The organism is Nitrosococcus oceani ATCC 19707, assembly GCF_000012805.1.
In the GTDB taxonomy this organism is placed as follows: Bacteria; Pseudomonadota; Gammaproteobacteria; order Nitrosococcales; family Nitrosococcaceae; genus Nitrosococcus; species Nitrosococcus oceani.
The window spans coordinates 119,273-145,964 of the sequence record NC_007484.1 but is presented as its reverse complement, the minus strand read 5'-3'; the positions used below and the strand labels follow the sequence as shown (position 1 = coordinate 145,964).

The following is a 26,692-nucleotide window of genomic DNA, read 5'->3' as shown; positions in this document are numbered from 1 at the left end:
GTGCAACAAATTGAGAGTGAAGAGGCGGGAGAAAATAAAAATAGTGAAATTGCGGTGGATACGGCGACACGCTTTCTTCTAGGATAATGGTATAAACAAACCTCGATACCCTAATGCTCTAGGCCAACGCACTACGGATTATAACTTCCTCAATAATATTATCCACGTTAGTGAGAATAACGCCGCGCTAATAGCCAAATAAGCTCAGTAAATGCCGGTTGATTAAAACGGGGGCAATCCCCAATAACTAACATAAAGTGCTGCTTTCCCATATAAAGGGGCCAAAATCCTACCTGACTAGTCCCGGCAGCGCCCACCAACCCCCAACCCCTTGAGCGTAGCTTTAAATGCTCTTGTAATAAGCCCTTGTGCCGCTCATGCAAAGCACTTAGATCAGCACTCAAGGCTGATAATTCTTCAGCAGTCTCGTGCCCATAACCATGAGTCGCAAGATAAAATCCCTGATCATCGGAAAGCAGCGCCTTCCCACTGCCAGACAATTTAGCCAGTAAATTCGGCAAGACACCTTCTAACGACCCCGCCGGAGCTTCACGGGAAAGCGGTATACCTTGCAACCAGGCCAAGGATTGCATCCGAAAAATCAACTCTAAAGTCACGGCTCCATCTTCTCCCCAGGCTTGCACTTTCTCGGCGGTTAGCGGAGGCGTATTGCTTTCTTGAAACACTCGAAACAATAGCTCCCGGGCAGGCTCCACCACGGGGCTCGAAATAGCGTAATAGGCACCCCCTGGCGTTGGTAGTACATATTGATTGGGAATAATTTGGTAACTACCCATCTGAATTGGCCAATCCTGGATCTAAGGAATAAAGCAATGTCTGTATTAACAAGGAAACATCCCTGCGGTTACGAGCATCTACTTCAAGGATAGGCGGTTTCTTAGCAAACCCTTGCAGCTGTTGATAATAATCACTGATTTTTGGCTGGGAGTGCAAATCCATTCGCGATACTCCGATTGCCACACCCGTACGATTAATGAATCCTCGAAAAGCGCCAAGAAAAAAATGCATATCCTGAAGAGGATTAGTACGGCTATTATCTAACAGCAAGACCAACCCAATTCCCCCTTCAGTCAAAATATCCCACATAAAGTCAAATCGCTCTTGGCCAGGTGTACCATAGAGATGAACCCGTTCCGTTTCCGACACATTCATCAGCCCGTAGTCCATGGCTACAGTAGTCCGAGGCTTTTTTCGCCGTGTCATATCGCTAGCCGTCTCGTCTGTGCTGACGGTGGGAATATCGCTAAGCATGCTAATAGCTGTTGTTTTACCAACCCCTACGGGACCAGTAAATATAAGCTTATGATTTGCCATTAAACTTCATGAAATTTATAGATTTCAATCCTGAAACTATCATAGAGGAGGGCTAGCCTTACGTAATCGATTCAAAACTCTGCCCAGGATACCTTGATGGTGAGAGGCTGGGATTGATGAAGGCACTTTCTTTACTGTAATCTGCTCTAGTTCTACCAACCCCACGCTATGGAGGGCGCTAAAGAAAGCAAAAACATAACGTTGGGGTATCTGCAAGGTAGCGACGGTTCCCATTAAAGAGCAAGGCTGCACCGCCCAGAGAGCAGCAATACGCATCGCGTGGGGTGTGAGCAATAACCGGGTAAGGTTAGGCCAGTGTTTGAGGCATACGGGGCGATCAAGAGGCACACCCAAGGGAATCCGCCCCCGCGAAGTCCACAAAGCGACTTTCCATAGCAAGGGATGCAGAGACTGCCATGAGTCTGAATAAACAACCTGGGAGTACAATGCCTCCACCTCTTGTGGAGCAAGCGCGCTGATATCAACATTCGCTTTAGCCAATGGCATCACACATAGCGGCCGGAGCTGTCTATCACTCAGTCTAAGCATGGCCTGGTTGACTTCAGATAAAACAATGACTTCACCCCAACCACTGGTAATGCGAGCGCCGCCTATAGCTTGGGCTTTGATAAGCGCATTATGGAGATAGCCTTGAAAATAACGGTGAGGATCATAATAAATTTTTTCCAATTGAATAGGATCGGTAACATCGCGATCAGGCGCATTACCGCAGTATTCCTGAATCGTCCCTCTCTCCATCGCTTCTGCGGCGCCAAAAATAAAAGGTTGATACGCTGTGCTGTTAGCAGCTTTTATAGAAGAGGAAGGAATCTGAAAAGACTTGGATGCTCCAGCCCCATGGCGCGATTTTAACGGTTGCTGCGGAGATGACCTCGGCGCTTTCCCTCCGCATCTACAATTTGCTCTAAGTTTTTCCAAAGCCGCTAATAAAGTCTCTAACCTCACTGGCTTGGGGATAACCAAAGAGTCCTGAAAAACAGCGGGGCGCATGGACATGATAAGGGCTGGGCGTTTAGGGAAACGAGATCTATAATCATTCCATACCATCTTCCAGCTAGGGCCGTCCAAATCAAGAATACCTGCTTCAGCAGAGGTTTCCTCTACTAAAAGATAGTTTCCCTTGCCAGGCCCCGAAAACGCCATCTCTAATAGCTTTCTTACATGTTGACCTACACCAAAAGTAGCTACACGTAAGGGAACCAAGTTTGAATTTACCATAGGTATACCAAAATCTTTTCTAAATACCTCGTTCTAACTGTTCTATTAATATTTTCCACGGTGATAGTAGTATCAATCCTTGCTTTCCAAGACACTGACCTATTTTCCTCAATGCCCACTGATCGCAGCTACGTTTTTAATATACTTCTGCCACTGCAATATTTGCAGGATCCCATAGACATAACTGTTCCAATAAACTTAGCTAATTGTTACACTGAGAATACTTTTTCGGCATACTAAATCTGTGCTCCCTGTCACAGCTTCGCTCAATACTGCTTCAGACGCCCTCGGTATAATACTGACCCCCCTCATCTCTCGACCTAGTTTTTCCCATAACGCTTTCCTTGGTTCCGTGGTAAGCATATAAGCTATGCCGGGAGCAGCATACGTTGCCGTAATGGGTGATCCTTCTTATCCAAGGCAATAAAGAAATCCAGCAGGGATCCATAGCAATGGGATTCTTCTCTATACAACAAATTCAACAATATTTGCTGTACATGCGCTTGTAAGCCTTGAGGTTGCCATGCTATCTGCTAGATAAAAATTCTAGCAATTTTTTTATCTTTAATAATCATACTCCTACTTATACTTATCATCATGCGGATCTTACTTAAAGACAAATATGCCTCTGATCTAAATAGCGGAAAGAAATTATAAATCTTAATTTTCAAGGCCGAACCTGGTCACATGCCCTTACCCAAATTATTCATGATCATCGGGACTCAACATTAAAGGATAAGGGCTAACTGTCGATTAATGTTCTAGCAATTTTTGTACAAGGATAAGGGTTACATAGGCACAAAGACCAAGCAATACGTCTAGCATTATCCCTCACAGAACAAGCAGTTTTATGGTTTTAATAAGTGATTGTTTTTCAACAAGTAGTTTATTGTTTAAATGGAACATGATTAAAGATGGGAGATATCTGCTGTGAGTAATGCGGGAAATCTCGAATTCAATGGTCTTAAAGTTATGGTCATTGACGATAGTAAGACTATTCGAAGAACGGCAGAAACTTTACTTAAAAAATCTGGCTGTAAAGTAGTAACAGCAGAAGATGGATTCGAGGCTCTTCCCAAAATAAACCAGCATCATCCAGACATCATATTTATAGATATTATGATGCCAAGGCTAGATGGGTATCAAACCTGTGCCTTGATAAAGAACAACACCGCATTAAAAAAAACTCCAATTATTATGCTCTCTAGCAAGGATGGTTTATTTGACCGGGCACGTGGCCGCATCGCCGGTTGCGACCAATATCTAACAAAGCCTTTTACTCGTGAAGAACTCTTAGGTGCTATTTCAAACCACTGCAATCACTCATGATTTTTTTACATTAGCTACTAATATCTGGCTAAAAATAGAATTAGCATTAACCAAAACCTTCCAAATGCAGGAGCACCCCATGACACATATCTTAGTAGTTGATGATTCCTCAACAGAAAGCCATGCATTTAGGATAATGCTAGAAAAAAAAGGGTTTACCGTTTCCTTTGCTAATAATGGCTTAGAAGGCCTGACCAAAGCCAAAGCCTTAAAGCCTGATTTGATATTAATGGATGTTGTAATGCCACAGGTTAACGGTTTCCAAGCTACAAGGAAGCTAAAGCGTGATCCAGAAACTGCTGGAATACCCGTAATAATTATATCAGCAAAAAATCAGGAAACGGATCGAGTTTGGGGTCTACGCCAAGGGGCTAAGGGTTATTTATCTAAACCAGTCAGCAAGGAAGAACTATTTAATAAAATTAATATGCTAATAAACCCCTAAGTAACCATAGCATGGACAAGAACAACCCTTTTTCCATACTTCGCAATATCGAAGCTCAAAACCGTCAGCATGGGGCTGCTTTACCACAGCAAACCGCTATCCGTCAGGTATGGACGAATCTTGGTTTTCTTCTTGGTAACCAAAAGCTAGCTGCTCTACTTACTCAAGTATATGAGGTTTTTCCTTGTCCTGCGATAACCAGAGTTCCTGGCGCTAAGCCTTGGGTAGTGGGAGTAGCAAATATCCGCGGCTATATATTGCCCCTTATAGATCTGCATGCCTATATCTATGGTGCTCCATCACAGCGGACTCATAGAAGCAAAGTTTTAGTTGTCACCAAGGAAAAATTTCTTATAGGTTTGTTGGTAGAAGAAGTTTTCGGACTCAAGCATTTTTTAGACGAAGAATGGACTGGGCAGAATCTTCCATCGCATGATCCTCTTACTCGCTATATTCAAAGAGGATTTGCTCAGAACAGAGAAATATGGCTGGAATTTGATTTTCATCTGCTTATGGAACAAGAGAGTTTTTTCCTAGCAACCACCTAGATTAAGAGACCCAGAGAGCTTAATTAAAGCAATGGAAATAAATTCTAATTATAGCAAAATTAAACTAGATCGCCGTTCTGGAGAAAATCAAATGAATATCCAAAATCATATTTACCTCTCTATATTAACCGTAAAAAAGCATTTGCTTCTGACGGTAATTACAGTACTACTAGTCTTTACCACAACTGCTGGTATCAGCTACGCTACATGGCAAATAAATAAGCTTAATGCTGATATAAAGCTAGGATCAGATCTGCGAGTCTTAACGCAGCGATTTCCTATCTTTATTCTCTCTATGATCTCAAACAATAAAACCAAGAAAGAAAAGATAAATGAAGGTATTTCTGCTTTTGATAAAAAGCTAGAAGAACTCTATAATAATAAACTACATACACCTTCCACAGCTGCCACCATAGAAGAATCGCGGCAAAAAATACAGTCTATCTGGTCCCAATTAAAAAAGGATCTTATAGACACTTTGAATACTCCCCAAAAAAGTAATATATCTAATTTATTTGAACATAGTGATGATCTTTTCCATATAATCACCGGTTTACTAGAATCCTATCAAAACACACGAAACCAGCTGCAAATTATCTTAGTTGCCAGCTACGTTACCGGAATAGGCGCTCTTATCCTGTTATTAATATTATTTACTCGTCCTGTAAAAACATTACGCCAAAAATTTAATGGGCTAGAAATAAAAAATTCTCATAACCAAGATGCAATTTTAAAATTATTAGACGAAATGGGCGATTTAGCTGATGGCGATCTTACTGTTAGTGCAACTGTAACTGAGGACATTACGGGGGCCATTGCAGATTCCATCAACTATACTATTGATGCCTTACGTACCCTAGTACAAGATATCAACGATACCGCCATCAAAGTGTCTAGTTCAGCTCAGGAAACACAAGCCACGGTTATGCACTTAGCTGATGCAAGCGAGCATCAGGCTCAGCAAATCACAACAGTAGGTGCGGCCATTAATGAAATGGCGGTTTCCATTGAACAGGTTTCAGACAATGCAACCAAGTCAGCGGAGGTGGCTAAGCAATCAGTAGAAATCGCAAGCAAGGGCACTGAAACGGTGAAAAACGCCATTGAAGGAATGGACAATATCCGTGAACAGATTCAAGAAACATCTAAAAGAATTAAAAGACTAGGAGAAAGCTCTCAGCAAATTGGCGAAATTGTGGAGCTCATCAACGATATTGCTGAGCAGACCAATATTTTGTCTCTAAACGCGGCTATTCAAGCGGCAATGGCTGGAGAAGCTGGACGGGGTTTTGCTGTGGTAGCCGATGAAGTTCAGCGCTTAGCAGAGCGTTCTAGTAGCGCTACTAAACAAATTGATGCCCTCGTAAAAACCATTCAAAGCGACACTCATGAGGCTATTATCTCAATGGAAGAAAGTACTTCTGGAGTGGTTTCCGGCGCTAAACTATCCCAAGATGCGGGAGGAGCCCTTGGCCAGATTGAAAGCGTATCCCACCATCTGGCAGAACTCATTCAAAACATCTCCGGTGCGGCGAAACAACAGGCGGCGGCGGCGGCAGGAATCTCCGATACCATGAATGTTATACAAGAAATTACCGATCAAACCTCCAAAGGCACTAATGAGACCGCTTCATCCATAGGCCGCCTCTCTGAATACGCAAATGAAATGCGCGAATCAGTAGCCGGATTTAAACTTCCACAATAATCATTGATAACAATGAAGCTTAATCCGAAGCCAAGTCTTAATATTGAGAATTATCCAAAATGGGCAGAAATTTTAGAGGAATCGGGTGTCTGCACGGATACAATTCCAAACTCTTTTCTGGAAACCCGCCTTCGTATGCGGATGAGTGTCCATGGCTTCAATAATTTTCATCGCTACTATAATTACTTAAAATCCCTAAATAGAAATAACATGGAATGGAGGGTGCTCATTGACAGTCTAACCGTCAAAGAAACTCGCTTCTTCCGAGATCCTGATTCTTTATTTCTTATTGAAAAATTTTTGTTATCCAATCAATATCTGCCCGGCAAAGCACAAGGCAGCATTCATGCTTGGAGCGTGGCCTGCGCTACTGGAGAAGAAGCCTATTCCCTCGCCATAATCATAGATAAAAATACCCGAGCAACTAAAGATATATTTTTTGGAGTCACAGCTACAGATATTAGTCACTCTGCGCTCACTACGGGAAAGCAAGGTATATATCATGAAAGTAGGCTGGCCAATATCCCCCCCTATTTACGTACTAAGTATTTTATCCCGCTAGATGATAATTTTTATCAAGTCAAGCTAATGATGCGCAATCGAGTATGTTTCTCTAGGCTAAATGTGCTACAAGCAAAAAATGCTCCTTTAGGAAAAATGAATATTATTGTATGCCAAAATTTCCTTATATACTTTAGTTTAGATAAACATTCTTTAATTCTAGATGCCTTGGTTACTCACCTAGCACCTGGCGGTTTATTAATTTTAAGTATTAGCGATGTGTTTAATTGGTCGCATCCAGCGTTAGAAAAGATAAATTATGAAAATACGCTTGCCTATCGGCGTAAAGCCGATTCATAGTATCAGGAGCACAGCTGATGAGCACAAATTATGAGTTCAGTGAAAACGCGCTCAGCTGGGTTAAGAATGAGCTTGAAGAATCATTGCGTGAGGCAAGTCTAGCTTTAGAAGCCTTTGCCGAAAACACAGATGATATCACCCAATTACGCTTCTACCTAAACCATTTACATCAGGTAGAAGGAGTTCTTGAAATGGTGGAATTATCAGGGGCAAATCTGCTTGCGTCTGAGACCAAAGCGCTAGCTCTTGGTATTCTTGAGAAAGAAATAGAATCTAATTCTCAAGCTCTAGAAATATTAATGCAAGGTACGCTTTCTCTTCAGGATTATCTAAATCGCCTACATTCAGGAAAGAAGGATCATCCTGTTAGTGTCTTGCCTATGGTAAATGAGATACGTCAAACCTATAACAAGTGCCCACTAAAAAAAATAGATTTCTTTGAGCCGGAATTAAACACTCCGCTCCCAAACACCTTGGCATCTCCCTTAGAGATGGATAGTAACGTTTCTCCCTTATTTTCTTCCAAATTACGTCTTCAATACGAGTCGGCTCTCCTCAATTGGTTCCGAAATTCATCCAGTGATAGTCTTTTACACCTAGCTAAGGTCATGTCTGAATTACGGCAAAGCTGCCGTGATATTGCTGCTATTCGCCTATGGTGGTTATCTCAAGGAGTTATTGAAGCGCTGCAAGAAGATGGAATTCAATCAACCCAAGAAATAAAACTTTTATTAGGAGGATTGAATAAGAAAGTTAAAATATTGATTCAATCAGGCGAGTCCGCATTAGTAGACGATATAACTGACAGCCTGCTTAAATCACTATTATTCCAAGTTGCTAATGCTACCTCTTCTGGAAGCTATGTTTCTGCCATAAAAGAAACTTATCAATTAGAAAATTATTTTTCTTCTTCAGACCAGTCCTTATTAAGCAATCTAGGAGCCGAAGTCGTTGATACGGTATTTGATGCTCTTCAAGAAGATCTTACTCAGGCTAAAGATCTCCTAGAGATTTCTGAACGCGCTAATGGAATATCAAAGGAAGGAATTGAAAATCTAGATCGCCTGTTTCACAAGATGGCTGATACCTTAGAAGTACTTGGCTTTGATACCTCTATTTTCATTCTGCATGAAGCAATCAGGAAGCTACATGCTATTAGTCAAAAAGAAACTGGATCTGACAGCAATCAACAGCTAGATTTGGCTGATAATCTGCTCCAAATTGAGGCATCACTTAAAAAAGAAATAGCGTTATCAAAAAACCCAAAAAAATCATCTCCTGCCACTGGTAGCCATTCCGATATTCGCCAAACGACATCTTCAGCTCCTACTTCTGATGATAATGTCAAAGCGGCGCTGCATACGGCAGCAAAAGAATGCCTCGCTGAACTTATGACTGTAAGTGAGGCACTAACTAGCTATAGTCTGAATCTAAACGACTCAAACGCACTGAATTCTGTTCCGAATAAATTACGACAAATCTCAGAGATTTTGTCGGTGCTGGAATTAACCCGTATTGCCGATTTAATCGCAGAGTGTAATATTTTCATTAATAAAGCTCTTATCGGAAAAATATATAAGTCCTACCCCGCCGGCCTGGAGGAACTAGCAGAAGCCATTTGCGCTATAGAACTCTATCTAGAGATGCTAGCGGAAGGCGCGTTAGCGAGCAGCTCACTTTTAGACACTGCAGCGGAATGCCTGACCCGTGTTCCAACACCTTTAGATAATGCGATTAATAATTACCAAGCTAATGTCGAATCTATGGGTGCTGAATCTGCCCCCGAAGAATTATCTTTAGGAGTTACTGAAGAAAACTCTGTCTCAGAAGTAAAAAGCGACCTAATTCCATTCTCTAGAACCACTTGGGAAATTCCTGGCGCACCAGTTTATCCAAAAGATGTCGACCCAGAAATTGCCACCTATTTTATTGAAGAAGCCCAAGAAGAGATGCTTTCCATCGCTAAGCATTTTTCTCAATGGCGGCAGGATAGCAGCCAACAGGAAGCGCTTAAAACGATACGCCGCTCCTTTCATACCCTCAAAGGCAGTGGGCGCCTCGTCGGTGCAATCGATATCGGCGAGCTAGCCTGGGCTATTGAAAATATGCTTAACCGTATTATGGAGGGAACAATTGAAATCAAGCCTGCGGTATTTGAAATAATTGAAGGAGCACAGCAAGCATTACCACAGCTTCTTACCTTGTTCACGCAGGGGGGAGGGAGACCAGCCGAGAGTATTTTGGCATTATTACAAAGGGCGCAGGCCGTAGCTGACAATACGCCCAATCTTGCTTCCAGTGAGGTTGACTCCACCCTCCAGGCTGTTGAAGTAGAGGATTCCTACTCCCCCCCTGCTAAAAACAGCGAGTCCTCCACCGGGGAGAAAAATTCTAAGCATGATCCAGAACTTACCCAGGAAGCACAGCTAGCAGAACAAGGAAAATTCATTTCAGGCCAGCATACTTCTGTTTCTGGACATCTTTCGGATCCAGAATTACTAGCCGTTTTCCTCGATGAAGCGGATGACGTCCTGCAAGCTATAGAGACTACGCTAACCGACCTACGCGCATCTCCTCAAGAAAGCACACCGGTACAACAACTACAACGAGAGCTTCATACCCTAAAAGGGGGCGCACGCCTGGCTAACCTTACCGCTCTGGGCGATCTTAGCCATGATCTGGAATCTCTTATTATCACTGCTATTGATAAGGGCTTTACAGATAACAGTGAATTCCTCAATCTCTTACAAGAAGGACATGATCGACTTGCAGAAATGTGCGACTCCCTTCGCCATGGAGCTGCTTTACTCGCTGCTAATGATTTATCCTCCCGTATTCATGGAATGGCTGAATCTTTACCATATACGGAAAAAATGCTGCCGATGCCAGATGAGCTCTCTCAGGATGATACCCCTGATCCTGTTTCAAAGGCTCCCTCCATCGATCCCAATAACGAACTGGTTGCTGCTTTCCTAGAGGAAGCCGATGAGCTGCTGCAGGCTAGCCAGATAAGCCTTTCAGCCTGGCAGAAAAACTTCTCCTCAGAACAAGCTCCGGCTGAGGAATTTCAACGGCATCTGCATACCTTAAAAGGTGGCGCGCGGCTAGCAGGGATTACCCTGTTGGCTGACCTAGCCCATCATATGGAAACAATAGCAAGCACGATAATAGAGGGAAAACAAAATACGGAATCAGGGCTATTTGGGCTTTTGCAGCATTGTCTTGATAGATTATGTACATTATGCGAGTTTGCTCAAAACGCTGTCCCACTCCCTTCCATATCAGATTTATTGATTGAAATAAGTCGTTACAATTCTGAGGATCTACCATCCTCTCAGAAATCGGAACAAGCGCGGTTAATTCACGATCAAGAACTGCCAGCAGCAACACTAGCTCTTCCCCCCGAACAGAAGCTGCATAAAACCGCGCGCCCTCTTGCAGAAACCGGAACCCCTCCAGTAGAACAAATACGGGTACGGGCCGATTTGCTGGATCATCTAGTGAACAATGCTGCTGAAGTTAATATCTTTAGCACTCGCCTCGAACAACAGATTGGGACAATACGTTTAAACCTTGGCGAAATGGAACGAACTGTTGCCCGCCTGCGGAGTCAAATTCGCAGGTTAGAGATCGAGACAGAGACCCAAATCATTTATCGCCATGAAGAAGCAAATAACCAACATCTGGAAGGCTTTGATCCCTTGGAAATGGATCGCTACTCTCAATTACACCAATTGTCACGGGGACTCGTGGAAAGTATCAGCGATCTCACTAATATTAAAGAAACGCTAGATGGGACAGCACGGGAAGCGGATATCCTCTTACTCCAGCAATCACGTACTGGGGCTGACCTGCAACAGGGCTTAATGAATACACGGATGCTACCGTTTACGGGAGTAACACCGCGCCTTCATAGAATCGTTCGCCAAACAGCCCAGGAACTCGATAAAAAAGTCCAGATAAAAATAACGGATAGCGGTCATGAATTAGACCGTACAGTATTAAATCGTATTATGGCTCCCCTTGAGCATATGTTACGAAATAGTATCGCTCATGGTATTGAAAAAGCCCCTCTCCGTATTGCAGCTGGCAAGAAAGAAATGGGTAGTATTTCCCTCTCACTAACCCGTGAAGGCTCGGAGATTGTCATCCACGTAAGCGATGACGGACAAGGCATTGATTTGGAGAAAATACGCGCTAAAGCACTTACTCGAGGATTGGTGCAGAAAGAGGCGATGCCGCCCGACGCTGATCTAATCCAGCTCATCCTGGAATCGGGTTTCAGTACTGCTAATAACGTTTCCCAAGTTGCGGGGCGTGGGATAGGTATGGATGTTGTCAATAGCGAAATACAAGCCCTCAACGGAACCTTAGCTATCGCCTCTCAAAAAGGTAAGGGAACAACCTTTACCATCCGCCTTCCACTGACTTTTACTATTGTCCAGGCCCTGTTAGTCGAAACGAAGAATGAACTTTTCGCTTTGCCTATCATTAGCGTACAAAGTGTAATCCGTCTTGATAAGGAAACCGTTGATTCCCTCCTTGCTAGCGAACAATGCCTATTTTGTCATGAAAACGTTAATTATCGCTTTATTGATCTTGGCGCCGCCTTGGGACAAGATTACCCAGAAACATCCACCTCTAACACCCATTACCCTGTATTATTAGTGCGTTCGGGCGAATTTCAGGCCGCCATACTAGTAGATGCTTTAATAGGCAGCCGTGAAATCGTCATTAAATCAGTGGGACCCCAGCTCGGCGCTATCAAAGAGATAGCCGGCGCAACTATTCTAGGGGATGGCAGAGTAGTGCTTATCCTGGATCTGCCAGCACTGATCCGTAAGGCCACACAAAAAACAGAAACCTCTATAGCGATAAAGCGGCAGGCAAATACCAAGATAGCGCAAAAACCAGCGGTCATGGTCATCGATGATTCTATTACTATTCGCAAAACTACCGAGAAAATTCTGGAACGCCATGGAATGGAAGTACTGACAGCCCGGGATGGGGTAAATGCAGTAGAACTGCTTCAGGAATACACCCCCGATATTTTCCTGCTAGATATTGAAATGCCGCGGATGGATGGCTTTGAGCTCGCTGCTTTTATACGAAAAGATAAACGATTGCGGGGTATTCCAATCATCATGATTACCTCCCGGAGCGGGAAAAAACACCGGGATAAAGCTGACCAAATAGGCATTAACGCCTATTTAATTAAACCCTATCAAGAGGACGAATTATTACAACATATTCAACTTTTTTTAAACGCGACTGAGGCCAATGTTACCCTCTAAACCAAGGCTCGCCCGGGTTGCTATCGCCTGTAACTGTGAAGATACGCGACTCCAGATCCGCCATATTTTAGAGCAGCACGGCCTTTCCGTAGTCGCCGATGGTCCCCCCGATATGCAACTTTTGACCATAGCTGAAAGCCGTCATGCTAATGTGCTTTTTATAGGATTAAACAAAGCTTATGAAAAACAAGCCCAAGCATTCGAGAAATTTTTAGAGCAAACTTCGCTTCCTATGTTGTTTAATGAAAATATATCTCATGCTCAATGGGGACAACGGGCAAGCGAAAAACTGGCTAAGCTTGCAAACTCTGCTCCCGCCGCAAGGATACGAGAAGGAAAAACACCAAGATGCCTTAACCCACACGGTTTTTCAGCGGAGAGGAAAACTGAACAACGAGTTTGGGTATTAGGCGCATCCACGGGTGGACCCCAAGCGCTACAAAGCTTTCTAAGCGCCATTCCGGAAACTTTACCCATCACATTCATTGTAGCGCAGCATATTGGCGCCAACTTTCTAGGGCTATTTACTAAACAACTAGCTCAATATACTTGCTTTTCCGTAGAAATACCGAAACCGGGGCACCAACTTCAAAATCAGCAAGTTTTAATCACACCAGAAAAATATGATCTCAGCTTTGATGATAACTGCTGCTTGACTCTGCTCCCCGCTATTCATAATTATCGCTATAATCCATCTATTGATTCGATCATGCACGCTGTATCGAAACATTTTGGTGCCATGGCTGGCGCTATTATCTTTAGCGGCATGGGCGAGGATGGCGCCCAAGGCTGCCATCATTTTCTCACCAATGGGGGTACGGTCTGGGCTCAAGATACCGCTAGTTGTGAGATTAGTAGCATGCCTGATTATGCTCGCGCCACCGGGGCCGTCAGTTTCAGCGCTCCTCCCGAGGAACTCGCCAGAAGCCTTGTTAATCTACTCGAAAATACCCATGTCAAGAACCGCATAAGCCGTAAGGAAGCAATAAGCTAAATTTAATTTATGACTTTTCCATTAGAAATGACTACAAACCAGCTATCTATTTCAAATATCAGGGCAGAGACACATCCCCATGACGATGATGATAAAGCCGGTAGCCATGCACAATCCAGCAACCAAGTACCCAGCATTCTGATACCTTTGCAGGAGCAAGTCTTACTTTTACCCAGAACCGCAATTGCCGAAATTATCCCTTATCTCAAGCCTAAATCCCTGCCGAATGCCCCTCGCTGGCTATGCGGTACAGTACGCTGGCGGGAGCAGCTCCTCCTGCTGGTAAGTTTTGAAGCGCTTCAAAAAAAACCTGTTCCAGCACTTTCAAACCATGCCCACATCGTCATACTCAATACTGTAAGAAAGGATTCCAATCGGAAATTTTATGCTCTTATTATTCAAAACATTCCCCAGCTGATTCTGGCCCATACCAATAACCTCTCAGCTTCCCCCAAGGCTCCCAACAGTCCCTTGCTATACTGTTACGCAGAAATTAACCAGATTCCAGTATTGATTCCCAATCTCGAGTACCTGGAGAAAACGCTCCAAAGGTGCCTTACAGGATAACTACAAGAAAATATATCTAGTTATAAGTCTCCCCAGAGTAGCTGCAGCGCCGTCAGCGCCGCTACTGTAGCCGTCTCGGTCCGTAAAATACGAGGTCCAAGACAGACACCAATAAAATCAGCCTGTTGTGCCTGCTTAGCCTCTCCCTTATTCAATCCCCCTTCCGGACCAATCAACACTATTAGCCGGTTATCCAAAGGCAAAGGTAACGCCTTCAATGGCCGCCTGCTCCGGGGATCCAATAACACAGCCAGCCCCCTATGGTCGTCCCTAAGAAAATCCGCTAGCGGCCGAGGTGTATCCACCGGAGGGATATAATTGCGGCCACATTGCTCACAAGCACTGATAATAACCCCCTGCCAATGGCGTAGCCGTTTCTCGGCACGCTCTGCAGATAAATTGACAGCACTACGCTCAGTAAGCAATGGGATGATACGACTGACCCCTAGTTCCACGGCCTTTTGCAGCGCATAATCCATGCGCTCACCCCGAGAGATCCCCTGCCCTAAAATAATATGCAAAGGCGATTCAACATGATGCTCGATACGTTCTAAAATCCGTACTTTAACCGCCCGCTTCTCTATTGTCTCCAGCACCGCCTGATACTCGGCACCTCGGCCATCAAATAACCGCAATTGGGCGCCGAGCCTAAGGCGCAGCACTCGGATTACATACTGCAAAGCCCGCTCATCTAGGGATACGCTAGAGCCTATCGATAAGGACAAGGGAAAATAGACACGGGGAACACGCATCGCAAGCAATTGAAATTAAAATATATTAACTATCTCGAGCGCCAGAGCTTATAGAGATGGATCGCCTATTTGTTTAATCTTGCGTGGCAAGATTAATGCCTTCCCATGCGACCTGGGCTAAATCAGTAATTTGCTCAGGGGTAACCACATAAGGCGGCATAAAGTAGACCACATTACCTAATGGCCGGAGCAGCATTTCTTTTTGCAAGCCATGTTGATAGACTTGCAGTCCGCGCCGCTCTTGCCAAGGATAGGGTTCGCGGGAGGCCTTATTTTTAACCATTTCGATAGCCAGAATCATGCCATGCTGGCGCACTTCCGCCACATGGGGATGGTCAGCAAAATGCTCAGTGCTCTCCCGCATCGTTTGCGCCAATAACCGGTTATTCTCAAGCACCGAGTTCTCCTTAAAGATATCGAGGATCGCTAAGGCAGCGCTGCAACCAAGGGCATTGCCAGTAAAACTATGGGAATGGAGAAAAGCACGCAAGGTGGAATAGTCGTCGTAAAAGGCCTGATATACTGTCTCGGTAGTCAACACTGCCGACAAGGGAAGATAGCCCCCCGTCAGCCCTTTGGACAGACAAAGAAAATCCGGTGTGATATCCGCTTGTTCACAGGCGAACATGGTTCCGGTGCGGCCAAAGCCCACCGCGATCTCATCGGCGATCAAATGAACGCCATACCGATCACAGGCTTCCCTCAATAAAGACAAATAAACCGGATCATACATCCGCATATTGCCGGCACACTGGACCAACGGCTCTACAATAACGGCGCAAGTCTCCTCCCCATAGTCTTCTAGGGCTCTTTCCATATGAACAAACTGGCGCTGGCAATAGGCAGCTTCGCACTCGCCCTCCTCCCGGAAAAAACAATCCGGGGAGGGAACCGTAATCACATCCATCAAAAGGGGCTGGTAAGTCTCCTTGTACAAAGCCACATCCCCTACCGACAATGCGCCCAGAGTTTCGCCATGGTAGCCATTAGTAAGGGAAATAAAGCGGGTTTTACGGGATTTACCCACGTTGCGCCAATATTGGTAGCTCATCTTTAGCGCCACCTCTATCGCCGAGGAGCCGTTATCGGCATAAAAACAACGGCTCAATCCCGCCGGGGTAATATCCACCAACCGTTCGGAGAGACGAACAACCGCCTCATGGGAAAAGCCAGCCAATAAAACATGCTCCAACTTGTCTAGCTGCTGCGCTATCGCTGCATTTATTCGTGGATTAGTATGGCCGAACAAGTTCACCCACCAAGAGCTAATAGCATCCAAATAACGTCGTCCATCAAAATCTTCCAGCCACACGCCCTCTCCCCGACGAATGGGAATAAGAGGTAACTGCTCATGATCTTTCATTTGAGTACAAGGATGCCAGAGCACTCCTAGATCCCGCTCAATCCATTGTTGATTATTCATAGCGTTCATTTATCTCTATTTTCTCGTTCTTCAGCAAAAAATTCTAACAGCTTACCGAGCAAAGAGGGAAACAGGCAGTGGAATAACATAAAGAGCCTTGGCACCTCCACTCCGTGACAAATGCTATTTACGTAATAAAAAGGTGTATTTTATATATTGATTATAATCGTAAGTTATGCTACAAATTCATATTGAAATACGTATTTTTCATTGGAGAAAAATCATGAATCAGCAGACCTTCAGAGCGAATATTGACGTACGCAGTATCCGACCCCAGGAACGCCATCCCCTGATTTTCCGCACCTTTTATGAACTCGAACCAGGAGAAGCCTTACTCCTTACCAACGATCATGACCCAAAACCCCTCTACTATCAGTTCCAGCAGGAACAGGGCGAAAATTTTAACTGGCAATACCTAGAAGAAGGACCAGAGATATGGCAGGTGCAAATTAGCAAATTAGGATAGAACAAATAAGAAATCTACGGGGCTGATTAGATCCTCATTCTCCTTGTGGAGAAAATGAGCAAAACCTAAAATCGTAATAATATCGATAAGCCAGCCCGGAAAGATTTTCTTCTCCCTTGATGAAAAACGTGGATATTCCTCTTATGAGGGCGGGAATAATTTTCAGGACTGGCCTACTACTCCCAACCCATTGGTGTATATCCGCGCTCTTTTAAGCATTGATTAACGAACGCAATATAGGCTTGACTAGGCGGCGAAGGGCTGAATAGTCTGCGTAATAGTCCGGTCGCGGCGCCACTAGCCGCCCCAATTGCCGCACCGCTACCCGGAGCGCCTATCACCGCACCACCAACGGCACCGGAGGCTGCGCCCACTCCTGCCCCCACCGCCGAGCTTTTCGCCGCACCCGCAGCCTTTCCCTTTCCAGGCGTGGCTCCAGCAGCCTCAGCCATAGCGCGGCACTTGGCAATATCCTGCTCGGCAACTTCTTGACCGACCTCCTTAAAATGGTTATTAGGATACAAAATAGGCCGTGGCCCGGAGCAACCCGCCACTGCTAGAATTATTATCAAAAAACACAGAAAAAAGGCCATTGATGTTACTGAAACGCTCATGGCATCTATCCCCTAAAACCAAGACCTTGTTGGTTTACCAAGATAGGGTTTGAAATAACTCAAGCTAGCCAGGTAACGCTGCAAAGGACGCTACCTGGCTCGATTCCTTCTCGCTGAATGCTAAAATTCAACCACAACTTATCATTCGCTGCTGGAACCGGATCCCGCCTGAGGCTTAGGCTTAATTTTGGCTACGATCCCCTGCATTTCTTCGCGAAGTTGCTCCATCTCCCGCAATAATTCTTCCGTCTTAGGATCCTGCTCACGCATTGCGGCAACGGTGTCCTGGGATAGAGATTCAGCCATCTTACGAACTTTTTCATCCTGCATCGCATCACGGCTTGCTTGCTGGAGTTGCGCATCTTTTTGCTGGTATTCCATAATGAACTGCTTGCGCTCGTCTTCGGGCAAATCCTCGTTTTGGACCTGTCCTTCGATCTCGCGCATGCGTGCTAGTGCCGGATCTGGATCGCTCCCTTGCTCTTTCATTGTCTTGAATAATAATGATTGATATTCCTCCTGCTGCTCCTGAAGTTTGGGTGTCGTCTTCAGAGTTTCTTGCCGAATTTCATCCAATTGTTGCCCAACGGTGCGCATCTTTTGCTGCAGCTTGTGAAACTCCTGCATCTGAGCGGGCGTCAGGGAGGGGGCTTCTCCCGATTCAGCATGAAGCGGTAATGCAAAAACCGTCAACGCAGCAAAGGCGAGAAATTGTGCCCGCCAAGGCAAAGGTAAGAATTTCTTAGCAATATCCATAGTTTTTAAACCTTTTATAAAAAAACAACTATTAGAGCTTATGGCTCAGGAAGCTTGTGCATCTCTGTTATTTAGCTCAAAGTACATGCCATAAAGAATTATCTAAAATTAAGTGTCAACCATAATAGGTTTATGGGTCAAACCCATAGAAATAATCAGCACCCTCCCTATTTAATTAACCATAGACTATTAAAATGAATGGAACCGTTTTCATCGTGCTCTTATTCCTTATCACAGCCAACGCCCTCTACGTTGCTGCGGAATTCGCTGCTGTAGGGGTACGCCGTAGCCAGATTAAAAAGCTCGCGGAAAACGGCCACTGGTTGGCAAAGGGGCTATTGCCCAATATTGAGGACACCACCCGTCTTGATCATTATATCGCTGCCAGCCAGATAGGAATCACCCTATCAAGCTTAATTCTAGGTGCCTATGGACAGGCAACCCTTGGTCAAGATCTAGCCCTTCTGCTCGAGCAGTTCGGGGATATGAAAGCGCTCGCTGCCCAATCAACCGCAGCAGTAGTCGTATTAGTACTACTCACCAGTTTGCAAGTCGTACTTGGTGAACTCGTCCCCAAAGCACTGGCACTGCAATACCCCGTACACCTTGCTCTCTACACCTATTTACCTATGCACTGGTCGCTGAAATTCTACAGCAGCTTTATCGCCTTCCTCAATGGCAGCGGTATGATCTTGCTGAAAATAATAGGAATTCGGCATTCCCGGCATCGCCATGTTCACTCTCCAGAGGAGATCGATATGCTCATCGCTGAGAGTCGGGAAGGGGGACTACTTAAACTATACGAGCAACAGCGTTTGCATCAGGCGCTATACCTGAGTCGGCACACCGCCCAGCAACTCATGGTCCCCCGCCAATTCGTCGCTGCCGTGGATATAGAAACGCCACCTCGGCAACTATTCCAGATCGTGGTTGAGTCTCCCTTCTCCAGCTTACCCGTTTACCAGAACTCCTTAGAGAATATCACAGGTATGATTCACACCAAGGATATCACCGCCTATTTTGCCGAATATAAAACACTACCCACCGTGGCCGAAGCAATGCGATCTACCATCCGCGTGCTCGACAAAGTAACAGGTGACCGCCTGCTTGCCATCATGCGACAACGCCGTTCTCGTAAACTCATCGTTGTCGATAAACATGGCGCTGCCCAGGGGTTAGTTACCCTAGATGACATGCTCATCGCGCTTACTAGAGGAGTAGCGAAGGGCTCCAAAGAACCAGCTCTTCAACCAGAATACCTTCCCGATGGGCGAGTTCGCCTACCTGGCTTACTCCGCGTGGAGGAAACCGTTCTCTGGACGGGCTTACCATGGCATAGCCAGGCCAATACGGTAACGGATCATATTACTTCTGTGCTGGAGCGGATTCCTGAACCTGGCGAGCGGGTTATTATCGACGGCCTAGAGGTAGAAATCGAAGAACTAGATGGCTCCGCTATCCGGTCCGTTCTGGTGCAAACCAGCCCGTCGCCAGAAGCCTCCATCCCAAAAGTTGGAGACTAACCCATGGAAGGATGGATACCGGTTATCATCATTGTTTTGTTGATTCTTCTGAATGGTCTTTTCGTGGCGGCGGAGTTTGCTATTATTGGGGTGCCGCGGACTACCATCGAACTCCGTGCAATTACCGGAGAGGCTAGTGCAGTCCGAGTACAAACCATCCTCCGGGACCCAATACAACAAGACCGCTACATTGCCACCGCGCAGCTTGGCATTACCCTGGCTAGTTTAGGGTTAGGCATGTACGGCGAACATGTTCTTGCTCAATGGTTTGCCGGATGGCTAGAGGAGCTAAATGCCTCTTCCTGGATTGCCGTTCATACCCTGGCCAGCGTATTGGCTATTACCATCCTGACCTACTTCCATATTGTCCTGGGTGAAATGGTGCCTAAATCCCTTGCACTCATATATGCCGAAGGCACCACCCTTTGGATGGCCCGCCCCATGCGCTGGATTCAGTTTGCTACTTATCCTTTGGTCGCCACCCTGAACGGCTTGGGCACCGCCATTTTGCGGATTATGGGCATTAAGCGCAGCTTCACCAGCAATCACTACCACACAGCCGAAGAATTGCAGCTTATTGTAGAGGAAAGCGAGGAAGGCGGCGCGCTTAATCCTGAAGCAGGGCAGATGCTACGTGAATTACTAGAATTTCGAGAGCAAACGGCCGAGGAGGTGATGGTGCCGCGAGTCCATATTACCGGCATCCCCCTGGGGGCTTCTCCTGATGAATTAATCACTATTATCCGCAGTACCCACCACACCCGTTATCCCGTGTTCGAAGGTACTCTGGATCAGATTGTCGGTCTCATCCATATCAAAGAGATACTGCGCCTGCTCGTTGCCAATCATTCCCTGCGCCAGAAAAATCTCCAAACTCTTTCCTTCGTCCCCGAAACGGCCTCCGTAGATACGGTACTAACCGCAATGCGCCGGGCTCATACCCACATGGTGGTTGTCATTGACGAGTATGGGGGAACATCAGGTATTGTTTCTATTGAAGATCTCTGCGAGGAAGTGGTGGGCGAAATCGAAGAGGAGCCCGGCACTTCGCCAACCGCCTTTGTGGATACTCAAGGCGGCGTGCATGTACCTGGCCTCTGGCGCCTCGATGAAGTGGGTAAACAATTGGGTATTAATTTCTGCCATAAGGAAGTAGATACCCTAGGTGGCCTGGTGCTTCATCTACTCGGCCGCGAGCCCGCCGTAGGCGATACCCTCACCTTCCAGGGCATCCGCATCACGGTGACTGCCCTGGAAGGCCGCGGAATCAAATGGTGCGTATTAACCCTACACCCTGATAGAGAGAAAGAGAACGATGAAAAGTAGACTTACAACGAATCCTAATAAACTCAGCAATGGGGAATCGAATAGTCAACTTCTACACCCGCTTGTCGGCCCCCTCCTCTAGTTCCCGGTAGTTCAATTTAATATTTGTAAGCAGGACTCCGCTCTTCTATGTTTAAGGCTAATGGTATGTTAATTGCCTAATTATATAATTCTAATAGCTTCAACTCGATTTAAGGTGGTGTGTACAAGCCTCTCGAGTTAAAAAACATTTTAGGAGAATCTTATGAGTACACCGGCAGAACAAGCGGCAATCATAGAAAGGAAAGCGGCAGAACAAGCGGCAATCGTAGAAAGGAAATGGGAACCTCTTATTAGCTGGGGCGCCATATTCGCGGGTTTATTTTTTGTAATTTCTACAGGATGGTTGTTATTTTTACTAGGCTCAGCTATTGGCGTGGGTATCGCTGATGCAACGGATCTAGACGCTATAGGCGAAGGATTAGGCATTGGCGTAACCATTTGGACAGTAGTGAGTATGATCGTGGTATTTTTTTTAGGCGCGCTACTCGCTGCTCGTTTAGCTGGTAAACCAGACAATACCATCGGCATATTGCATGGCATAACGGTATGGAGTGCGGGCACCGCTTTGATGCTAGTACTTGGTGCGTGGGGGGTTAGCGGAATCATTAATGCGGGCCAATCACTTGTTAAAGGAACAGTGGCTGCAACCGCGGAGGTGGGTTCCGCCGGGTTCAAAGGCGCGAGTGAAGTAGGCTCTGAGGGGAAAGATCTCCTCCCATCTTCCGTCATGAACGCTATTCAAGCGCAGATAAAACGTCGCGCCGCAAAAGTAATTGCAAATACGGGTGGAGAGCAAATATCCCCGGATGAGGCACGCCAAGCTCTGCGGGAACTTGATGAAGATACGCTTAAATCAGTAGCTCAGGAACTCATATTCGGAAATGAACAACGTGCTAAGAACGTACTGGTTGCTAATACCAATCTATCCGAGCGAGAGATAAACGCCATTATTGATGGTGTGTCTCAAGAAATTGAGGCCCAAATTAACGAAATCCAGGCTGAACTCAAACAACGTGCGGAAACGGTATCAGATTACACGCAAGCGGTATTATGGGTCACCTTCGTAAGCGCCGCACTCGCGCTGACCGCGGCGATTTTCGGAGGATTAATCGGAGCCTCGACTGTGCGCAGAATAAGCTCCTCCTATCGCCGCCATCCGTCTGTATAATATAGAGGAGAACGAGCAATGACGTACGGCCTACTTGGTTTAATTCTTATTGTGCTTATTGTCGCGGCCTTAATACAAAATGTTGCTGTGGGGAGCGTGGGTGGCATATTACTCTTAGTTTTATTAATCTTGCTTCTTACGGGAAGATTATAGTTTTGTTGTGGCTACACACGGTTTTCCAAGCATATAATCGTGCATAATGCCCTAAGTCTTTATCGTAGAATAAAAGGGAGAATCGTCAGCTGAAGCAGGCTAACGAGATCTTGCACAAAAGGCTTCCCGGGTATTTTACCTAGACGGCGTTCGAGCACCGACTGAGGGTGTCGTTTATTGACGATCACTAGGCTAACTACGAGATCGAGCTGATCTATCGTCAGTTGCCGATGGCTCCCTCCACCTTCTATGAATACAAGGCTCGAAGGCTGATCCAGAGCGTTTACCGGCAGGAGGCAAGACGCCACGCATTGTGCGTCTTGCCTCAGCAGGTTTGAGAGGAGAATTTCCGAATCCCACCGTACTCGCAAGCCCTGGACGAAGGTAATCCCAAACGCGCTCCCTGATCCCTACCTCTGTAATACCTACGGCGATTCATCCATAATACGGGGCTGCCCTAGAAGGCCATGGGATAAAATAATGTCTAGTGGCAATTTTCACGGCCCTTATCTTCGACTTCAAGACTTTGTGGCCTATTCGGACAGATATATCTTGCTAACTTCGACCACCCACAGTGTTCAAGCATTGGCGCGTTTGCTGCGTTATGCTAAAGGTTATCGTCGGCGAATTCTGGCGGCTACTGCCTGCTCAATCATTAACAAGCTATTCGATATCGCCCCGGAAATATTGATTGGGGTGGCTATCGATGTAGTCGTCAATAAAGAAGACAGTTTTGTCGCTCGGTTGAACTTCACTACGCCTGAAGAACAAATTCTAGTATTGGCAATACTCACCTTTTTTATTTGGGTAGGAGAGTCGCTGTTTGAATACCTCTACAAGATTCTGTGGCGCAACCTAGCTCAGCGGTTGCAGGCGGATCTGCGCCAGGACACTTATGAACATGTCCAACAGCTGGATATGAGTTTTTTCGAGTCGAAGAGTTCCGGCCACCTGGTGGCAATCATGAACGATGACGTCAACCAGCTTGAGCGCTTTCTGGATGGAGGCGCTAATGCCCTAATCCAGGTAGGGGTAGCAGTGATAGCGGTAGGTGCAGTGTTCTTCATCTTATCACCGCTGATCGCACTGCTCGCTTTCACCCCGGTTCCGCTGATTATTTGGGGCGCTTTCTTCTTTCAGCGCAAGGCCGGTCCCCTCTACAATGATGTGCGCGAGAAGGTTGGCGACTTAGCAAGCCGCCTGGGCAACAATTTGAGTGGCATTGCCACTATCAAGAGTTTTACCGCCGAGGCACGTGAGGCCGAGCGCCTGAAAGCAGTCAGTGAAACCTATGTAGAAGCCAATCGCAGGGCGATTCGGGTGAGTTCAGCATTTATCCCGGTAATTCGCATGGCTATTCTGGTTGGCTTTCTGGCCACCTTCACTATCGGCGGTATGATGGCGTTGCAGGGCAGTCTTAATGTAGGTGCCTATGGCGTCCTAGTGTTTCTAACGCAACGTCTGCTGTGGCCGCTAACCGGCTTGGCCGAGGTTATTGATCTTTTCGAGCGGGCCATGGCCAGCACACGGCGCATTCTCGATCTACTGGAAGTAACAGTAGAAGTGCAGGATGTCAGCAATCGCTCTCTTGCGACCCCAGTTCGCGGGGAAGTCCACTTCCAGGGCGTTAGCTTTCGTTACGCGAGCAGCGGTGCCGGCGTGGAGAACATCAATCTATCTGTGCCAGGGGGCAGTACCTTGGCCCTAGTGGGGGCAACGGGATCAGGCAAATCGACCCTGATCAAGCTACTACTGCGTTTCTATGATCCCCATGAGGGACAAGTATGCATTGATGGCCAGCCGGTTAGGGAGATCAGTTTATACTCTCTGCGCCAAGCCATCGGCCTAGTTAGCCAAGAGGTTTATCTGTTTGAAGGCAGTATCCGCAACAATATCGCCTACGGACGTCCCGATGCCGACGAGGAGTCGATCATCAAGGCTGCTATCACTGCCGAAGCTTGGAACTTCATCCATGCGCTGCCGCAGGGGCTAGATACCCCGGTGGGTGAGCGCGGCGTGCGCCTCTCTGGCGGTCAGCGCCAGCGCTTGTCCTTGGCCCGGGCTTTAATTAAAAATCCGCCCATCCTGGTGCTGGATGAGGCTACCAGCGCCGTCGATAATGAAACCGAGGCAGCTATCCAGCGTTCACTTCAGCGTATTGGCCATGACCGAACGGTGATTATGATCGCCCACCGACTATCAACCATCGTATACGCCGACCGGATCGTAGTGATTCATCAAGGTCGGGTCATCGAACATGGTACCCATGCTGAGCTGCTTGAAGCTAATGGCCGCTATGCTGCCCAGTGGCGTGTACAAACCGGCTTAGCTAAAGCCGAAGATACGCTGCTGGGATGAAGCATTTTTTACATCTGGCAAACAGGAGAGCCCACTCGATTATTTCAGTCCGCCTTTAAATATTAATATCCCTATAATCTCTCTTATCTGTTGATTTGTGCGGTAAATCCTACTTTTTTCTTTTGCTCTATCCTATCCTTATCCTAGAAGTGACCGTCTAAGAAGTTATTTTCTAGAGAAAGAATTTAGCTACGGAAGAAATACCATGCGAAAGAAAACTATCTTGCCTTTCTGCTTATTATTAGCAGGTATACCCCTCTATGCAGTGGCCAATCAGGAGCCATCTATCCCTACAAACGGCCCCAATTCTCACGGCCATTTAACCTTATTTTCATATTTGTCAGCAAATAACCTAGCCTACTCTGGTGCTAATTATCGTTTGCCTCTCCCTGCGACTGACTCTGATTTTTACGATCATGGTAGGCCTGATCCTGCGAAGTTCCAGTTAGGTAAATTCCTTTTTTTCGACAAGATCTTAAGCGGCAATCAAAATATCTCCTGCGCCACCTGCCATCACCCCTTGGCTGCTACCGGCGATGGTCTTTCCTTGTCCGTGGGGGAAGGGGGACGAGGACTAGGAATTACCCGAAATACGGGTTTCGGGAATGAGGCTATTTACGAGCGCGTTCCCCGGAATGCACCTCCGCTTTTTAATGTAGGCGCCAAACACATGACCGTGATGTTTTACGATGGCCGGGCAGAAGTAGATTCCTTAGCACCCAGCGGGTTCAATACCCCGGCAGGGGATGAGTTACCTATTGGAGTTCTAGAAAATGTGTTGGCTGCTCAAGCTATGTTTCCAGTCACTTCCAATTCAGAAATGGCAGGGCAACCAGGGGAAAATCCTATTGCCGATGCGGCAGAAGCTGGCAATTTAGCAGGACCCGGGGGTGTTTGGGAACAGCTCGCGAATCGGTTAAAAGCTAACGAAGAGTATGCTCAACTGTTTAACCAAGCTTTTGCCCTGACCCCTGAGCAAATTACCTATGCTCATGCCGCCAACGCTATTGCGGCTTTTGAGGCAGCGGCATGGCGAGCGGATCATAGCCCTTTTGATCGCTACCTGCGCGGCGATAAAGAGGCAATGAGCAGAGAATCCATTCAAGGAATGAGCCTCTTCTATGGGAAGGCAGGTTGCTCTCAATGCCACAGCGGAGTTTTTCAAACCGATATGCAATATCATGCCATTGCAATGCCCCAGATTGGTCCGGGCAAAGGAGATGGCGCTGAAGGTCATGAGGATTTTGGACGGGAGCGGGTTACTCACGATCCCGCTGATCGCTATAAGTTTCGCACCCCCCCGCTTCGAAATGTGGCGCTTACAGGCCCCTGGGGGCATGATGGCACCTACAATACCTTGGAAGCTGTGGTTCGCCATCACCTAGATCCAGTGAGTTCCCTTCTCACTTACTCATGCCTAAGGGAGGCCCAACTACCTTATCGTGAGGATTTAGATTTTTTCGATTGCCTAGTACAAAACGATAGCGCTAAGGTTAACCTGATTGCTGCTGCTAACACACTCCCCACAAGGGAGTTAAGCGATGATGAGGTAAAGCATCTGCTGGCATTCCTTCATGCTTTAACGGATCCTATCAGTCTCGATTTGCGCGGTGATATTCCAGACAGAGTACCTAGCAATCTGACGCTTGTGGAGTAATTCCACTGGAGTTTCGCCATGACTAATAGCAATTATTTTGTTCCTACAAAACTTTATCAGCCTAGAGAATTCGCGGTTCCTCGCAGCCTTCGGCGAAGGGGTTTCCTTGACCTCCGTTGGTTAACTGCTCCTCGCGC

The 26,692-nt window shown here is 46.3% G+C and carries 22 protein-coding genes; 14 read left to right on the top strand and 8 right to left on the bottom strand.

Translation table 11 applies throughout. From position 1 onward, the window contains the following. Window positions 1–167: 167 nt before the first annotated feature. The 3 genes from NOC_RS00875 to NOC_RS00865 are packed head-to-tail and all read right to left on the bottom strand — an operon-like array spanning window position 168 to window position 2,499. Window positions 168–797 (bottom strand): hypothetical protein, encoded by a 630-nt coding sequence (locus NOC_RS00875; protein ID WP_002812156.1) that lies wholly within the window; start codon window positions 795–797, stop codon window positions 168–170. After that, window positions 790–1,335, bottom strand: coding sequence for a GTP-binding protein (locus tag NOC_RS00870; RefSeq protein WP_002813338.1), 546 nt, complete (start codon window positions 1,333–1,335; stop codon window positions 790–792). The genes NOC_RS00875 and NOC_RS00870 overlap by 8 nt, the downstream gene beginning before the upstream one ends. 39 nt (window positions 1,336–1,374) lie before the next feature. Next, a complete protein-coding gene (locus tag NOC_RS00865; RefSeq protein WP_244859997.1) occupies window positions 1,375–2,499 on the bottom strand; it encodes a hypothetical protein in 1,125 nt (374 codons plus the stop codon). 1,005 nt (window positions 2,500–3,504) lie between these two features. Here NOC_RS00865 and NOC_RS00860 point away from each other — a divergent pair. From NOC_RS00860 to NOC_RS00825, 8 genes are all read left to right on the top strand, one after another. Then, entirely contained in the window at window positions 3,505–3,903 is a 399-nt protein-coding gene (locus NOC_RS00860; RefSeq protein WP_011330240.1) for a response regulator, read from the top strand. A gap of 79 nt (window positions 3,904–3,982) precedes the next feature. After that, window positions 3,983–4,348: a response regulator gene (locus NOC_RS00855; RefSeq protein ID WP_011330239.1), complete on the top strand. Its 366-nt coding sequence runs from the start codon at window positions 3,983–3,985 to the stop codon at window positions 4,346–4,348. Window positions 4,349–4,359: 11 nt separating this feature from the next. Beyond that, window positions 4,360–4,896: a chemotaxis protein CheW gene (locus tag NOC_RS00850; RefSeq protein ID WP_002812178.1), complete on the top strand. Its 537-nt coding sequence runs from the start codon at window positions 4,360–4,362 to the stop codon at window positions 4,894–4,896. Between the two features lie 91 nt (window positions 4,897–4,987). Then, window positions 4,988–6,601, top strand: coding sequence for a methyl-accepting chemotaxis protein (locus NOC_RS00845; RefSeq protein WP_011330238.1), 1,614 nt, complete (start codon window positions 4,988–4,990; stop codon window positions 6,599–6,601). Between the two features lie 12 nt (window positions 6,602–6,613). Further along, window positions 6,614–7,462, top strand: coding sequence for a CheR family methyltransferase (locus NOC_RS00840; protein ID WP_002813244.1), 849 nt, complete (start codon window positions 6,614–6,616; stop codon window positions 7,460–7,462). 17 nt (window positions 7,463–7,479) lie between these two features. Then, window positions 7,480–12,756: an Hpt domain-containing protein gene (locus tag NOC_RS00835; RefSeq protein WP_002814283.1), complete on the top strand. Its 5,277-nt coding sequence runs from the start codon at window positions 7,480–7,482 to the stop codon at window positions 12,754–12,756. Beyond that, entirely contained in the window at window positions 12,743–13,750 is a 1,008-nt protein-coding gene (locus NOC_RS00830; RefSeq protein WP_002813860.1) for a chemotaxis protein CheB, read from the top strand. The genes NOC_RS00835 and NOC_RS00830 overlap by 14 nt, the downstream gene beginning before the upstream one ends. Window positions 13,751–13,759: 9 nt before the next feature. Then, complete coding sequence (locus NOC_RS00825; protein WP_002814031.1) at window positions 13,760–14,317, top strand: chemotaxis protein CheW; 558 nt, start codon at window positions 13,760–13,762, stop codon at window positions 14,315–14,317. Window positions 14,318–14,337: 20 nt separating this feature from the next. Here the strand turns inward: NOC_RS00825 and NOC_RS00820 are convergent, their stop codons facing one another. Further along, window positions 14,338–15,069, bottom strand: coding sequence for a 16S rRNA (uracil(1498)-N(3))-methyltransferase (locus NOC_RS00820; RefSeq protein WP_002811920.1), 732 nt, complete (start codon window positions 15,067–15,069; stop codon window positions 14,338–14,340). A 73-nt stretch (window positions 15,070–15,142) separates the two neighbouring features. Beyond that, window positions 15,143–16,492 carry an adenosylmethionine--8-amino-7-oxononanoate transaminase gene (locus NOC_RS00815; RefSeq protein WP_197538937.1) on the bottom strand — a complete coding sequence of 450 codons (1,350 nt, stop codon included), beginning with the start codon at window positions 16,490–16,492 and terminating at the stop codon, window positions 15,143–15,145. Between the two features lie 223 nt (window positions 16,493–16,715). On the opposite strand from NOC_RS00815, the gene NOC_RS00810 reads away from it, so the two are divergent. Continuing rightward, a complete protein-coding gene (locus NOC_RS00810) occupies window positions 16,716–16,958 on the top strand; it encodes a DUF2249 domain-containing protein (protein WP_011330237.1) in 243 nt (80 codons plus the stop codon). A gap of 176 nt (window positions 16,959–17,134) precedes the next feature. Here NOC_RS00810 and NOC_RS00805 read toward each other — a convergent pair whose 3' ends face one another. Then, window positions 17,135–17,572 (bottom strand): glycine zipper family protein, encoded by a 438-nt coding sequence (locus NOC_RS00805; protein WP_011330236.1) that lies wholly within the window; start codon window positions 17,570–17,572, stop codon window positions 17,135–17,137. Between the two features lie 141 nt (window positions 17,573–17,713). Continuing rightward, entirely contained in the window at window positions 17,714–18,328 is a 615-nt protein-coding gene (locus NOC_RS00800; protein ID WP_002814293.1) for a hypothetical protein, read from the bottom strand. A 194-nt stretch (window positions 18,329–18,522) separates the two neighbouring features. On the opposite strand from NOC_RS00800, the gene NOC_RS00795 reads away from it, so the two are divergent. The 3 genes from NOC_RS00795 to NOC_RS00785 all read left to right on the top strand — a co-directional run bounded on the left by NOC_RS00795 (window position 18,523) and on the right by NOC_RS00785 (window position 22,387). Then, window positions 18,523–19,851, top strand: coding sequence for a hemolysin family protein (locus NOC_RS00795; protein WP_002812464.1), 1,329 nt, complete (start codon window positions 18,523–18,525; stop codon window positions 19,849–19,851). A gap of 3 nt (window positions 19,852–19,854) precedes the next feature. After that, entirely contained in the window at window positions 19,855–21,177 is a 1,323-nt protein-coding gene (locus tag NOC_RS00790; RefSeq protein ID WP_002814221.1) for a hemolysin family protein, read from the top strand. 244 nt (window positions 21,178–21,421) lie between these two features. Beyond that, the gene (locus NOC_RS00785; protein WP_002813347.1) at window positions 21,422–22,387 is read left to right on the top strand and encodes a hypothetical protein; all 966 of its coding nucleotides are present in this window, start codon (window positions 21,422–21,424) and stop codon (window positions 22,385–22,387) included. A 212-nt stretch (window positions 22,388–22,599) separates the two neighbouring features. Here NOC_RS00785 and NOC_RS00780 read toward each other — a convergent pair whose 3' ends face one another. Next, window positions 22,600–22,848, bottom strand: a complete 249-nt coding sequence (locus NOC_RS00780) for a hypothetical protein (RefSeq protein WP_036497833.1) — start codon at window positions 22,846–22,848, stop codon at window positions 22,600–22,602. A 172-nt stretch (window positions 22,849–23,020) separates the two neighbouring features. Here NOC_RS00780 and NOC_RS00775 point away from each other — a divergent pair, with 172 nt between their 5' ends. Together NOC_RS00775 and NOC_RS00770 are read left to right on the top strand one after the other, a co-directional pair. Then, a complete protein-coding gene (locus NOC_RS00775; RefSeq protein WP_002813911.1) occupies window positions 23,021–24,898 on the top strand; it encodes an ABC transporter ATP-binding protein in 1,878 nt (625 codons plus the stop codon). A 205-nt stretch (window positions 24,899–25,103) separates the two neighbouring features. Beyond that, window positions 25,104–26,555 carry a cytochrome-c peroxidase gene (locus NOC_RS00770; RefSeq protein ID WP_011330235.1) on the top strand — a complete coding sequence of 484 codons (1,452 nt, stop codon included), beginning with the start codon at window positions 25,104–25,106 and terminating at the stop codon, window positions 26,553–26,555. Window positions 26,556–26,692: the final 137 nt, after the last annotated feature.

Bases quoted from the DNA above. Each gene is read 5' to 3' on its own strand.
- NOC_RS00770 (WP_011330235.1), top strand. From the start codon at position 25,104: ATGCGAAAGAAAACTATCTTGCCTTTCTGCTTATTATTAGCAGGTATA.
- NOC_RS00795 (WP_002812464.1), top strand. From the start codon at position 18,523: ATGAATGGAACCGTTTTCATCGTGCTCTTATTCCTTATCACAGCCAAC.
- NOC_RS00800 (WP_002814293.1), bottom strand. From the start codon at position 18,328: ATGGATATTGCTAAGAAATTCTTACCTTTGCCTTGGCGGGCACAATTT.
- NOC_RS00775 (WP_002813911.1), top strand. From the start codon at position 23,021: ATGTCTAGTGGCAATTTTCACGGCCCTTATCTTCGACTTCAAGACTTT.
- NOC_RS00830 (WP_002813860.1), top strand. From the start codon at position 12,743: ATGTTACCCTCTAAACCAAGGCTCGCCCGGGTTGCTATCGCCTGTAAC.
- NOC_RS00845 (WP_011330238.1), top strand. From the start codon at position 4,988: ATGAATATCCAAAATCATATTTACCTCTCTATATTAACCGTAAAAAAG.
- NOC_RS00790 (WP_002814221.1), top strand. From the start codon at position 19,855: ATGGAAGGATGGATACCGGTTATCATCATTGTTTTGTTGATTCTTCTG.
- NOC_RS00870 (WP_002813338.1), bottom strand. From the start codon at position 1,335: ATGGCAAATCATAAGCTTATATTTACTGGTCCCGTAGGGGTTGGTAAA.
- NOC_RS00875 (WP_002812156.1), bottom strand. From the start codon at position 797: ATGGGTAGTTACCAAATTATTCCCAATCAATATGTACTACCAACGCCA.
- NOC_RS00820 (WP_002811920.1), bottom strand. From the start codon at position 15,069: ATGCGTGTTCCCCGTGTCTATTTTCCCTTGTCCTTATCGATAGGCTCT.
- NOC_RS00785 (WP_002813347.1), top strand. From the start codon at position 21,422: ATGAGTACACCGGCAGAACAAGCGGCAATCATAGAAAGGAAAGCGGCA.
- NOC_RS00805 (WP_011330236.1), bottom strand. From the start codon at position 17,572: ATGAGCGTTTCAGTAACATCAATGGCCTTTTTTCTGTGTTTTTTGATA.
- NOC_RS00810 (WP_011330237.1), top strand. From the start codon at position 16,716: ATGAATCAGCAGACCTTCAGAGCGAATATTGACGTACGCAGTATCCGA.
- NOC_RS00835 (WP_002814283.1), top strand. From the start codon at position 7,480: ATGAGCACAAATTATGAGTTCAGTGAAAACGCGCTCAGCTGGGTTAAG.
- NOC_RS00840 (WP_002813244.1), top strand. From the start codon at position 6,614: ATGAAGCTTAATCCGAAGCCAAGTCTTAATATTGAGAATTATCCAAAA.
- NOC_RS00865 (WP_244859997.1), bottom strand. From the start codon at position 2,499: ATGGCGTTTTCGGGGCCTGGCAAGGGAAACTATCTTTTAGTAGAGGAA.
- NOC_RS00850 (WP_002812178.1), top strand. From the start codon at position 4,360: ATGGACAAGAACAACCCTTTTTCCATACTTCGCAATATCGAAGCTCAA.
- NOC_RS00825 (WP_002814031.1), top strand. From the start codon at position 13,760: ATGACTTTTCCATTAGAAATGACTACAAACCAGCTATCTATTTCAAAT.
- NOC_RS00815 (WP_197538937.1), bottom strand. From the start codon at position 16,492: ATGAATAATCAACAATGGATTGAGCGGGATCTAGGAGTGCTCTGGCAT.
- NOC_RS00855 (WP_011330239.1), top strand. From the start codon at position 3,983: ATGACACATATCTTAGTAGTTGATGATTCCTCAACAGAAAGCCATGCA.